The 13,309-nt window shown below is 33.5% G+C and carries 9 protein-coding genes; 8 read left to right on the top strand and 1 reads right to left on the bottom strand.

Features of this window, described 5'->3' with window-relative positions; genetic code table 11:
• The first annotated feature begins 111 nt into the window (after positions 1 to 111).
• Positions 112 to 1,647: a cardiolipin synthase gene (gene cls, locus Q3907_RS05410; protein WP_301897585.1), complete on the top strand. Its 1,536-nt coding sequence runs from the start codon at positions 112 to 114 to the stop codon at positions 1,645 to 1,647.
• A 19-nt stretch (positions 1,648 to 1,666) separates the two neighbouring features.
• On the opposite strand, the gene fumC is transcribed toward cls, so the two are convergent.
• The gene (gene fumC / locus Q3907_RS05405; protein WP_301897584.1) at positions 1,667 to 3,040 is read right to left on the bottom strand and encodes a class II fumarate hydratase; all 1,374 of its coding nucleotides are present in this window, start codon (positions 3,038 to 3,040) and stop codon (positions 1,667 to 1,669) included.
• A 98-nt stretch (positions 3,041 to 3,138) separates the two neighbouring features.
• Between fumC and pulA the strand changes: the two genes are divergently transcribed.
• The 7 genes from pulA to Q3907_RS05370 all read left to right on the top strand — a co-directional run bounded on the left by pulA (position 3,139) and on the right by Q3907_RS05370 (position 13,197).
• Complete coding sequence (gene pulA / locus Q3907_RS05400; RefSeq protein ID WP_301897583.1) at positions 3,139 to 5,247, top strand: type I pullulanase; 2,109 nt, start codon at positions 3,139 to 3,141, stop codon at positions 5,245 to 5,247.
• A gap of 45 nt (positions 5,248 to 5,292) precedes the next feature.
• Complete coding sequence (locus Q3907_RS05395; protein ID WP_301897582.1) at positions 5,293 to 6,804, top strand: IMP dehydrogenase; 1,512 nt, start codon at positions 5,293 to 5,295, stop codon at positions 6,802 to 6,804.
• 55 nt (positions 6,805 to 6,859) lie between these two features.
• Positions 6,860 to 7,996 (top strand): anaerobic ribonucleoside-triphosphate reductase activating protein, encoded by a 1,137-nt coding sequence (locus Q3907_RS05390; RefSeq protein ID WP_295645654.1) that lies wholly within the window; start codon positions 6,860 to 6,862, stop codon positions 7,994 to 7,996.
• A gap of 1 nt (position 7,997) precedes the next feature.
• Positions 7,998 to 9,956 (top strand): anaerobic ribonucleoside-triphosphate reductase, encoded by a 1,959-nt coding sequence (gene nrdD, locus Q3907_RS05385; RefSeq protein WP_301897581.1) that lies wholly within the window; start codon positions 7,998 to 8,000, stop codon positions 9,954 to 9,956.
• A gap of 11 nt (positions 9,957 to 9,967) precedes the next feature.
• Positions 9,968 to 10,774, top strand: a complete 807-nt coding sequence (gene proC / locus Q3907_RS05380) for a pyrroline-5-carboxylate reductase (RefSeq protein WP_301897580.1) — start codon at positions 9,968 to 9,970, stop codon at positions 10,772 to 10,774.
• 2 nt (positions 10,775 to 10,776) lie between these two features.
• On the top strand, positions 10,777 to 12,066 hold the full coding sequence (locus tag Q3907_RS05375; RefSeq protein WP_301897579.1) for a leucyl aminopeptidase family protein: 1,290 nt from the start codon (positions 10,777 to 10,779) through the stop codon (positions 12,064 to 12,066).
• Positions 12,067 to 12,135: 69 nt separating this feature from the next.
• Positions 12,136 to 13,197, top strand: coding sequence for a branched-chain amino acid aminotransferase (locus Q3907_RS05370; RefSeq protein WP_295645665.1), 1,062 nt, complete (start codon positions 12,136 to 12,138; stop codon positions 13,195 to 13,197).
• Positions 13,198 to 13,309: the final 112 nt, after the last annotated feature.

Below are 13,309 nucleotides of genomic sequence, written 5' to 3'. Positions count from 1 at the left end.
ACAATAGTTGGGCTTGCCCCTGCGAAGATAGCTAGCTGCCGGGTCCTTTTTTTTACATTTGTGCAGAGTTGTCTGCTTTTTTTTTGTTATTTTGTATCGTATAATAACAGTATGCAAAAAATATTAAAATATTGTAAATCAAAACCTATCTATATCATAGTAGCTTTATTATTGCAGATCATAACATTGTTCTACTTAGTGAGTTATTTTAGCCAACGTTTCTTTATAGCAAACTTTATTTTAATTGGATTTAGTTTATGTGTTTCTATGCATATCATAAATCGTGATTCAGACTCAAGCTCTAAATTGTTATGGGTATTGTTGATTATGGCATTTCCTATCTTTGGAGGTGTTGTTTATTTATTAATTGGAAATCGAAAGATACCTAAAGCATTAATGATTAAAGATAGACAAGCGTATTCAGATTATAAAAAATATGCACTTCAAAATGTTGAAATCTTAGAACATTTACATGAAGATGACTATGTACTTGATAAAATGATATCCATGGCTTGGAGTAACGGTTATTTTCCAGTATATGAAAATTGTTCAGTAAATTACTTTCCTTCAGGTGAAGAACAATATCAATCTTTTATTAAAGAACTGATTAAAGCTGAAGATTTTATTTTCATGGAATTTTTTATTATTAACAAAGGTGTTATGTGGAATACGATTCTGCAGATTTTAATGGATAAAGCGGATATGGGAGTAGATGTACGTGTTATTTATGATGATATGGGATCACTAACATATTTACCTAGAGATTATGCCAAATGGTTAAATGATAGAGGCATAAAAACACATGTATTTAATCCATTACGACCACAACTAGCAATGCAAATGAATAACCGGGATCATCGAAAAATTTTAGTAATTGATGGTAAAGTTGCATTTACAGGTGGATGCAATATATCTGATGAATATATAAATACTAAAAAACGTTTTGGTCATTGGAAAGATATGGGATGCATAATCAAAGGACCAGCTGTAGAAATGTTTACAATCTCATTCTTGCAGATATGGAATTATCAAGCTAGTCAATATACTTCTTATTCATACTTTATCCAAAATCGAAATTATTTTTCTAATTTAAAAAATAAAGGCTTTATTATTCCATTTTCTGATTCTCCTACCGATGAAAATAATACTGGATTACATATGCATTTAAATATGCTTGGATGTGCTAAAGACTATTTTTGGATTACAACACCTTATTTGATTTTAGATTCAGAAATGATTTCTTCCTTAAAACTAGCTGTTTCTAATGGAGTAGATGTACGTATTGTAGTTCCAGGTATTCCTGATAAAAAGATGGTTTATGAAGTTACAAAAGCAAATTTTGATACATTAATTAAAGCAGGCGTAAAAATTTATGAATATACACCTGGATTTATTCATGGTAAAGTATGTATCATTGATGATTCAAGTGCTTTGGTTGGTACCGTGAATATGGATTTTAGATCTTATTATCAACATTACGAATGTGGCGTATGGATGCATGAAGTAGATTGCTTGAAAGATATAAAAAATGACTTTGAAGAAATATTCAAAATTTCTCATCAAGTCAATTTAGAAGAGTGTGTAAATACGAATCCAATTGTAAAAATATATCGAAATGTATTAAAGGTATTCAGTCCTATTATGTAGGATCAAATACCTTTATTTTTTATTTATGAATCATTTTTTTAGGTTGAACATACGAATCAAATTCTTCACTTGTTAAATACCCTAAATCTAAAATAGCTTCTTTTAGAGTCAGGTTGTTCTTGAATGCATGTTGACTTGCATGTCCAGCTTTCTCATAACCAATTACTGGATTTAGACAAGTTACTAACATTAAAGAATTATGTAAGTTTTTATCCATTGTTTTTTTATTTGCTTTTAATCCATCTAAACAATGAATTGTGAATGAATGAATCGTATCACTTAGTAATTGAATGCTTTGGTCCATGTTGTAGGCAATCAAAGGCATGAATACATTTAATTCAAAGTTGCCTTGACTTGCACCAATACCAATGGCTGTATCATTTCCCATAACTTGAACAGCAACCATAGTTAAAGCCTCACATTGTGTAGGGTTGACTTTTCCTGGCATAATACTTGATCCAGGCTCATTACTTGGAATATCAATTTCATGAATACCACTTCTTGGTCCACTTGCTAACCATCGAATGTCATTGGCAATCTTCATACAGTTGGCAGCAAGACCTTTTAAAGCTCCACTTGTATAAACCATTGCATCTTTACTTGTTAGGGCATGAAATTTATTTGCATCTGGAACAAAAGGAAGACCTGTTTTTTCGGAAATGATTTTTGTGACAACTTCATCAAATCCTTCAGGACAATTGATTCCAGTGCCTACTGCTGTAGCTCCACATGCAAGCTCATAGACATATTTTAAGCTATCGATGATTTGAGCTTTACTATGTTCGATCATAGAACGATATCCGCTTAATTCTTGTGAGAAATAAAGTGGTGTAGCATCTTGAAGATGTGTTCTACCAATCTTGATAATGCCTTCATTTTCTTTTTCAAGCTTTTTGATTTGTTCAATCATTAGATCTAATTGTGGAATTAGTTCTGAATTAATTTTTTGTGCAACCATAATATGAAGTGCAGCTGGAAAAGTGTCATTCGAACTTTGAGATGCATTTACCGTGTCATTTGGATGAAGAATGTTTTCTTTAGCAAATTCATTTCCTAACATTGAAATGACTTCATTGGCATTCATATTAGTTTGAGTTCCAGAACCTGTTTGCCAAACATGTAAAGGAAATTGATCTAAATATTGTCCATCCTCAATTTTTTGGCAGACTTCTACAATGGCTTTACATTGTTTATCGTCTATTTTGTTGAAATGATGGTTGGCTTTTGCACAAGCCTCTTTCAATATCGCAAAACTATGAATTAAAGATGCAGGCATTAGTTCCTGTCCAATTCTAAAATTTTCTAAACTTCTTTGAGTCTGTGATTTCCAATATTTATCGGCTTCGACCTTGATTTGTCCTAAGCAATCTTCTTCTATACGATATGTATTCATTTTGTTCACCTCTAAGAAGTAGTTTAACATTTTTTTAAAAAATTGTCTTTAGACATGTTACAATATAGAAGAACTGAAGGAAATGAGGAGTACTACATATGCGAATGAAAGAGCCATATGAAGCTTATTTAGATGATTATAATTGTTTAGATGTATACATGTCTAAGAATTTTTTTGATGGAAAAAGCCGAATTTTCCATATGAAAGATACAAAAGATCGAATTATTCCGTTGACGATTCAATCACAATGCGATTTATATAATGGATTCACCCATTATTCTCTATCTTTAAACGGAAATCTAGAGATTGGTCAAGAATATACAGTATATGATGAACACTGCAAAACTTGTGTTGCCAAATATTCTCATATTGTAAAAACAGAACGTTTTGCGAAGGAATTCACGTATGAAAAAAATGATTTAGGAGTTACCTATACTCCTGAAAAAACAACTTTTAAAGTATGGGCACCAACAGCACTTGCGGTTTATGTTGGGTATGTTTTAAATGGCAAAAAAATTGTAGAATCTATGATACGAGAAGATAAGGGAGTTTTCTCTTTAACTATCAATAAAGATTTAAATGGAGTACATTACTCTTATTTAGTACGAGTAAATGGAGAATATAAAGGTGTAACGGATCCATATACTTGTTTTAGTGGTCCTAATGCACAATATAGTGTGGTTGTGGATCCAAAGAGTTTAAAACTTCCAGAAAAAATTAAGTTGAAACCAATGAATAGTGAATGTGATGCGATTATATATGAAGCAAGCATTCGTGACATGACTAGTCAAACTGGTATTGGTGTAATGCATCCGAAAAAATTTGTTGGTTTTACAGAAGAAAACGAGATTACTAAAACCCGTAGTACAGGATTTAGCTATTTAAAATCATTAGGTGTTACCCACGTACAATTAATGCCTGTCTTTGACTTTGGCAGTGTGGATGAAATTTATCCAAATATTTTTTATAACTGGGGCTATGATCCAGTACAATATCGTTGTTTGGAAGGGGCTTATTCACTAGATCCAAAGAATGCAAAGTTAAGAATTGAAGAATTTGCGAATTTAGTGCATGATTGTCATAAGGCGGGTATTCGTGTAAATTTAGATTTAGTTTTTAATCATGTGTATGTTAAAGAAAATTTTGCCTTAGAAAACATGGTTCCAGATTATTATTTTTTAATGAATCGAGAAGGTGAATTTTCAAATGGAAGTTTCTGTGGAAATGATATTGATACACAGCCATATATGTCACGTAAATATTTTATTGAAACATGTAAAAAAATTATAGAGTTGTATGACGTAGATGGATTCCGTTTTGATTTGATGGGAATTCTTGATTATAGTTTAATGAATGAAATCAGTGAAGAATGTAAAAAAGTAAAACCTGATTTTATGATTTATGGTGAAGGCTGGAATATGCCTAGCTTTGTTGCAGAAGAGATTCGTGCTTCACAATTAAACCAGGCAAAAATGCCACATGTTGGACATTTCTCAGATCGATTCCGCGAAGTTGTTCGTGGATCAAATGATGAACTTTCTCGTAAAGGTTTTGCGTCTGGCCAAGCCGATTTATTTTACCAAGTTAAATGTTGTATGGCCGCAAGTTGCATGGATCATGGATTTGACAGTCCAACGAAAGTGATTAATTATGTGGAGTGTCATGATAATCATACGTTATGGGATAAAAATCGTGTATGTTGCCATGGTGAGAGTCGTGACTTAAGAGAAAAAAGGCAAATTCTTGCGAATGCGATGGTATTACTTGCACAAGGAGTTCCGTTTATCCACTGTGGACAAGAATTTGGTCGTACTAAACAAAATTTAGGGAATACTTATAATCGTTCAGATAACTATAATCGTGTAGATTACCAAAGAAGAGATAATCATTTAGAAATAGTAGAGCGAACAAAAGAATTGATTAAAATACGTAAGTCGCATCCTTGTTTCAGATTGAGTACTATAGAAGAAATTGAACAAGGTGTTACATTTGATTCGATTTATGATCAAGTCTTAGTTTATTCTTGTCAAAAAGAAACAGATCATTGCGTGGCATTTTTTAATCCGACGAATATTCCTTATGATTATAATTTGAATCAAGAAGCTCGAATTTTGTTTGACAATGGTAATAGTAATCCTTTGGATACATATACTGTTCATGTTGCGGCATTTAGTGTAGTCGTTTGTCAAATTGGCTTGACGGCATAGAACTCAAAACATATAATATAGTTTAAATTGAGAAGGAGATATATAATGGCAAAATTTTTTGAAGAACCATCTAGAACGTTCAGTGAGTATTTATTGATTCCTGGTTACACAGGTCCGGATTGTACACCGGATAAAGTGAGTTTGAAAACGCCTTTAGTAAAATTCAAAAAAGGTGAAGAACCTGCGCTTTCTTTAAATATTCCAATGGTAAGTGCTGTTATGCAGGCTGTTAGTGGTGAAGAAATGGCTTGTGCACTTGCACGTGAGGGTGGAGTAAGTTTTATTTACGGTAGTCAAACAATTGAATCTCAAGCCGCAATGGTTCGAAAAGTTAAATCGACTAAGGCTGGGTTTGTTGGCAGCGATTCAAATATTAGCCCTGAAGCAACATTAGAAGATGTAATTGCCCTTCGTACAAAAACAGGACATTCAACAATGGCTGTTACTGACAATGGTCAAGCTGATGGAAAGTTAGTAGGTATCGTAACAAGTCGTGATTATCGCGAGAGTCGTATGAATCATGCACTTCAAGTTAAAGAGTTTATGACACCATTTGAAAAATTAATTGTTGGAAACGAAGATATTACATTATCAGAGGCAAATGATTTGATTTGGGAACATAAATTAAATCAATTGCCAATTGTTGATAAAGAACAACACTTAAAGGCTTTCGTGTTTAGAAAAGACTATGAGTCACACAAAGACAATCCAAATGAATTATTGGATGAAAGTAAACGTTATGTAGTTGGTGCAGGTATCAACACGCGTGACTATGCGACACGTGTTCCAGCATTAGTTGAAGCTGGAGTTGATGTTTTATGTATTGATTCAAGTGAAGGATATTCTGCATGGCAAGCTGAAACAATCAAATGGATTCGTGAACACTATGGAGATAGCGTAAAAGTCGGAGCTGGTAACGTCGTTGATGGAGATGGTTTCCGTTTCTTAGCTGATGCAGGTGCGGACTTTATTAAGATTGGAATCGGTGGAGGTTCTATCTGTATTACACGTGAACAAAAAGGTATTGGTAGAGGACAGGCAACAGCTACAATTGATGTTGCGAAAGCTCGTGATGCATATTTTGAAGAAACGGGAGTATATATTCCAATTTGTTCAGATGGTGGTATTGTACATGATTATCACATTACATTGGCGTTGGCATTTGGTGCAGACTTTGTTATGTTAGGACGTTACTTTGCACGTTTTAAAGAAGCTCCAAATAAAATTGTAAGTGTTAATGGAAACTATATGAAAGAGTACTGGGGCGAAGGTAGTGCTCGTGCTCGTAACTGGCAAAGATATGATGTTGGTGGAGACAAGAAAATGTCTTTTGTTGAAGGTGTTGATTCTTATGTTCCTTATGCAGGAAGCTTAAGAGATAATGTTGGATTATCACTTTCTAAGATTCGTCATACAATGTGTAACTGTGGATGTTTAACAATCCCTGAACTTCAAAAAAATGCGAAAGTTACTTTAGTATCTAGTACAAGTATTGTCGAAGGTGGAGCTCACGACGTTGTTGTTCGTGATGAACATTTCGACGCAAAACCACAATAATCTCAAAAGGACTTCGGTCCTTTTTTTCTTTATGAAAATCGCTTATAATACCTATATGGAAAAACAAAATGATTTATTGATGGATTCAAGCATCCTCTATCGAAGTACACAAAAATATTATGATAAAATGCTTCAAGATTTAAATCTTAGCTATGCTCAGCTTCCGATTTTGATTGAAATCTACGAAAATGAAGGGATTTCTTTGCAGAAGATCGTACAAGTTGGGGGCTACGATAAAGGAACTGTAACTAAGAATGTTCAAAAATTAAATACTTTAGGATATGTATCCATTTTAACGAATACAAAAGATAAACGTGCTAAAGAATTATATACAACGGCTCTTACTAAAAAACATATATCTGAAATATATGGAATTCGTAGAGACTGGTGGCACCATATTACCCAAGATTTAAACGCGCAGCAGATTGAAGTCTTTTCAAAGTTCTACCAAACTTTATCAAATCATGCACGTAGCTATGCGGATTTAGAACAGACTAATCTTCAATTTTATAAATTAAAAAAATTATCCTTATCGGATTATGATTCACATTTAAGTTGTTCATTATACACAGGTGGATGCAACTTAAAATGTCCTTATTGTCATTCAAAAGATTTAGTTTATTTAAAGGAAAATAGGTATCCAATTGTAACGGAGAAAATCAATGAATATTTGCAGGGACATAAAAAAGATTTAGATGGTATTTACATTTCGGGCGGAGAACCATTAATGCATGAGGGTATCTTATCTTTTTTACAGTATGCGAAATCTTTGGGTTATAAAATTAAACTTCATACGAATGGCATGTTTTATGATCGTTTAAAAAGAATTTTAAATGAAAAACTGGTAGATTTTATAAGTTTAGATATAAAAAATGCACCAAATGCCTATGCCAAAACATGTGGAGTTGAAGATGTGAATCTAAAAGATATTGAAAAGTCTTTAGCATTGTTAAAAAATTCACTGTTTGAATATGATATATGTGTGACTTTAGTTCATGAATTTCATAATGAAAAGACGATGGATGAATTAGGCCAATGGATTTGTGGCGTGGATCATGTTGTATTACAGCCTTTTGTTGATAATGAAACAACTATAGATCATTCTTTGCATAGTCCTGATTTTGATCAAGTTTTAAAATATAGACAAATTTTAGAACAATACGTTAAGCATGTAGAGATAAGGAGAAATTAGTATGATAGAAGTCGAAAAAAGAGATGGTTCCATCGTGAAATTTGATTCGTCAAAGATCTTTTCAGCAATCTCAAAAGCCTTTGATTCTTTACATATGGAAAAAGATGATGCGATTATTAATTTATTGGTTCTACGTGCTACGGCAGATTTTCAAACAAAGATTGAAAATAATCGGATAAGCGTAGAAATGATTCAAGATAGTGTTGAAAAGACATTGTCAGAATCAGGTTATTATCCAGTCGCAAAAACATATATTTTATATCGTAAACAAAGAGAAAATGTACGTAAGATTCAATCAACCGCAAATGAATATATTCATCTAGTCAATTCTTACTTACATAACAATGTACCTTTAGAAGATGAAAACTCATTGGCGACTTATTCTGTGGGTGGATTGATTCTTTCTAATTCAGGTATGATCACATCGAATTATTGGTTAAGCGAGGTATATGATGCGCAAATCACGAATGCGCATAAAAATGGAGAACTATATATTCATAATATTCATATGTTGACAGGTTGTAGTGCAGGTTGGTCTTTAGAAGATTTGATTTTAAATGGACTTCCTTCAGTGAATAAAATGATTTCATCATTACCTGCCAAACATTTAGGAACATTATGTAATCAAATGGTCAACTTCTTAGGTATTATGCAAAATGAATGGGCAAGTGCACAATCTTTATCACATTTTGATACGTTATTAGTGCCTTTTATCCATAAGGATAAATTATCAAAAAAAATGGTACATGATTGTTTAGAAAGCTTTATTTATGGGATAAATATTCCTTCTAGATGGGGAACACAAGCTCCATTTAGCCAAATCACGTTGGATTGGAATGTTCCAGATGAATACAAAAATAAAAAGGCGATTGTCGCAGGTCAAGAATCAGACTTTACATATGGTGATTGTCAAAAAGAAATGAAAATACTTCATGATGCCTTATTTGAAGTTTTAAATAAAGGGGATATATCTGGAAGAGGTTTTCAATTTCCAATCATAGCATTATATTTACATAAAGATTTTGACTGGATGAAAGAAGAAGAGTTGTTTAAATCTTGTGCTAAATATGGTACCCCCTATTTTTTAACAAAAGAAAAACAGGATGTTGAAGGTTATTTTGGATATAAACCATTATGTGGAAGTATGGGAATCGTTACTTTAAATCTAGTTCGATTGGCTTATTTATCAAGTTCAAAAGAAGATTTTTTCAAACGACTTAATAATTTGTGTGATGTCGCAATTCGCTCTTTTGATGTCAAAAGACAAGTATTAAATCAACTGTTAGATGCAGGACTATATCCTTATACTAATGCTTATATATCCGATTTTAATAATTACTATGGAACTTTAGGTGTTGTGGGTATGAATGAGGCTTGTTTAAACGCAAAATGGATGCAGAAAGATCTAATGAATCTAGATGCACAAAGATTTGCGACAGAAGTTTTAGAGTTTTTGAATAATAAGATTTCAAAACAAGCACAAAAGCTAAATTTAGAGGCAACGCCAGCAGAAAGTGTTTGTACACATTTTGCGAAAATAGATCGAGAAATGTATCCAGAAATTATAAGCCATGGATATTATACAAATTCAACGCATTTAGATGTTGCGAGTACGGATGATGTGTTTGAGGCATTGCGTATTCAACAAAATTTACAGAATCAATATGGCGGAGCTACATCATTTCCCGTTTTTATCGAACATGAAATAGAAAATTGGAAAATGGCTGCTAGATTTGTCAAAACAATATATGAGAATTATGATATACCTGTCTTTACAATTACACCAACATATTCAATTTGTGAAGAGCATGGTTATATTTATGGTAAACAAAAGTTGTGTCCAATTTGCCATAAACCAACACAAATCTATTCTAGAGTATCTGGTTATTATAGAAATCTAGATGATTGGAACGAAGGTAAACAAAAAGAATTTTCAAGAAGAAAGACATATTCGATTTAAGAAGATAAATTATGCGACAAACAATAGGATTTATTGGAGCGGGAAACATGGGTGGTGCCATGGTTGAAGGAATTGCCAAAAATCAATTATTCAATACCATCTGGGTGTGTGATCATCATAAAGAAAATTTAGATCATTTAGAAAAGAAATATGGTGTAAGTACTTCTATGAATGAAAAAGAAGTTGCTCTAAATAGTGATGTTCTTGTGTTAAGTGTAAAACCGAAGCATTATCCAAAATTGATCGAAACAATTAAAGAGAGTGTAAAATCAGATGTGATCATTGTCGACATTGCGGCAGGTGTTACAATTTGGGATGTGAAACATTATTTTGGCAAAGATGTAAAGGTTATTAAAGCTATGCCAAATACGCCAGCTTTAGTTCTTCAAGCTATGAGTGCTATTTCGTTTGATGATTTAGTGACAGAAGAAGATAAGACTTGTATCCTATCGATTTTTAATAGTTTTGGAAAATGTGAAGTGGTTGATGAAACTATGATGGATGCCGTGACAAGTGTTAGTGGATCAAGTCCTGCTTATGTATTTATGTTTATTGAAGCTATGGCCGATGCAGCTGTAGCTCAAGGATTGCCTCGAAAACAAGCTTATACATTTGCAGCACAAGCTGTACTTGGAAGTGCTCAAATGGTATTAGAAACAGATATGCATCCAGGTGTCTTAAAAGATATGGTATGTTCGCCTGGTGGAACAACAATCGATGCAGTGTGTGAACTTGAAAGAACAGGCTTTAGAGCGAGTGTTGAATCGGCAATGCGTGCTTGTAATGAAAAATCTAAGAAGATGACGGAGGGAAAATAGATATGAAAAATATTTGTATTGGATTATTTGAGGGGGAAACATTACCTGAAAGTTTAGCGGCTTTTAAAGATGTGAAATTGGATTTAGAATTTGGTAAGATTACAACAATTCATACATTAAATCAATTGGATTGTGAAAAAATCGTAGTCGTTGGTTTGGGTGATGGTAAAAAGAACATTAAGGAAGCTTTTAGTAAAGTCGATGCGGATGATTATTTAGTATATGTCAATGAAAACACGGCGTATGCGGCTGGTTTTGGACTTGTGTATGGGGCGTATAGTTATAAGGAAACAAAGGTGTATGATTTTGAAAGTGATGGATTTACGGCTGAGTTTGAAAAAGGGAAAACAGTTGCTTCAATCGTGAATCATGCGCGTGAAATGAGTGATATGCCATCTAACTTTTTAACACCGGATCATTTGGTGGATGAAGCAAAGATGGTTAGTGAAAAGTATGGTATGGAAATTGAAGTTTTAAATAATGACGATCTTGAAGAACTTGGTGCTGGTGCGTTATTAGCAGTTAATCAAGGATCTGACAGACCATGTTATATGGTTGTCATTCGTTATGATGGTGGAAAAGAAGAAGAGGATTATACAGCACTAGTTGGTAAGGGTCTTACTTATGATGCAGGTGGCTATAATATTAAATCGAATATGCACGGTATGAAGTATGATATGTGTGGGGCTAGCAATATGCTTTGTGCTTTAGAATTAGTAGCTGAATTAAAAATAGAAAAGAATATTGTGTGTGTTTTACCAATTACTGAAAATAAAATCAATGGACATGGCTTTGTCGATGGGGATGTGATCACAAGTTTAAGTGGTAAGACGATTGAAGTCACAAATACGGATGCAGAAGGAAGATTGATTTTGGCAGATGCCTTGACAATGGCTCAAAAATTAGGGGCTACTCGTGTCATTGATATGGCAACTTTAACGGGTGCTTGTGTTCGTGCTTTAGGAAGTACATATACAGGAATCTTTAGTAATGATGATAGTTTCTATTTGCCTTTTTTAGGGGCTTCAAAAGCTACAAAAGAACAGATTTGGCGTTTACCTGTAGATGAATATTTCCATTCTGAATTAAAGTGTTCTAAGGTAGCGGATATTGTCAACTCAAAGACTTTGGGTGGAAATGCAAGTCTAGCAGCGGCTTTCTTGGAAGAATTTATTGAAGAAGGCACAAAGTGGATCCACTTGGATATTGCGGGAACAAGCGATAAGGATGAAGTGGCTACGGGTGTCATGATTGAGACAATTGTTCATTTCTTTGAAAATGAATGTAAATAAAATGTAACATATTGAAATAAATTACAGAACGTGGTATTATCATACGTGTTTAGAAAAGAGGACAAATTTATGGAAGTACAATTTGTAGAAAGTAAAAACTTAAAAGAAAAACCAACCGGAGCTTTAGGTTTTGGAAAATACTACACAGACTATATGTTTGTGATGGATTGGGATGCTGGGCAAGAATGGCATGACGCGAGAGTCGTACCTTATGGACCATTAGAATTTGATCCAGCAAGTATGGTATTGCACTATGCACAAGAAACATTTGAAGGTATGAAGGCATATCGTACTAAGGAAGGTAAGGTTCAATTGTTTAGACCTGAAATGAATGCGAAACGTTTTGCGAATTCAAATAAACGTTTGAGTATGCCAACTTTACCTGTAGATATGTTTGTAGATGCAGTAAAGACAATTGTAAAATATTCTCAAGACTGGATTCCAACTGGAGAAGGTGAATCTTTATATATTCGTCCATTTATGTTTGCGACTGAAGCTGCGATTGGTGTGCATGCTGCGAGTCATTATAAATTTATGATTATTTGTTCGCCGGTTGGTGCTTATTATGCCGAAGGTGTGAACCCAGTTAAAATCTATGTTGAAGATGAATATGTTCGTGCTACCAAAGGTGGTACAGGATTTACTAAATGTGGAGGAAACTATGCAGGTAGTTTAGCTGCTCAGGTAAAAGCTGAAGAATTAGGTTATTCTCAAGTATTGTGGTTAGATGGTGTTCATCGTAAGTACATTGAGGAAGTAGGTTCTATGAACGTTATGTTTGAAATTGATAATAAGATTGTGACAGCTCCATGTGAAGGTACTGTACTTCCTGGTGTTACTCGTGATTCAATTTTACATATCTTGAAAGACTGGGGATATGAAATTGAAGAAAGACATTTGTCTGTTGATGAATTGATGGAAGCTGGTCATAATGGTAAACTACAAGAAGCTTGGGGAACTGGTACGGCAGCCGTAATTAGTCCAATTGGTGAATTGTACTATAAAGGTGATAAAGTGACTGTTTCTGATTTTAAAACAGGTGAATTAACACAAAAACTATATGATACGTTAACAGGTATTCAATGGGGAACGATTGAAGATCCTTATGGATGGACTGTTGTAGTCGACTAATTTAATAAAGGTGTACATTGTACATCTTTTTTTTGATATCTAGTTTTCTTTGTATTATCATTTTTAAAATGACAATGGACTAGGCCTTCTATATTTTTTGGCTTTTTACTGT

This window comes from uncultured Holdemanella sp. (assembly GCF_958348295.1).
In the GTDB taxonomy this organism is placed as follows: domain Bacteria; phylum Bacillota_I; class Bacilli_A; order Erysipelotrichales; family Erysipelotrichaceae; genus Holdemanella.
The sequence above is the reverse complement of the archived record's forward strand: the minus strand, read 5'-3'. Positions and strand labels throughout refer to the sequence as shown.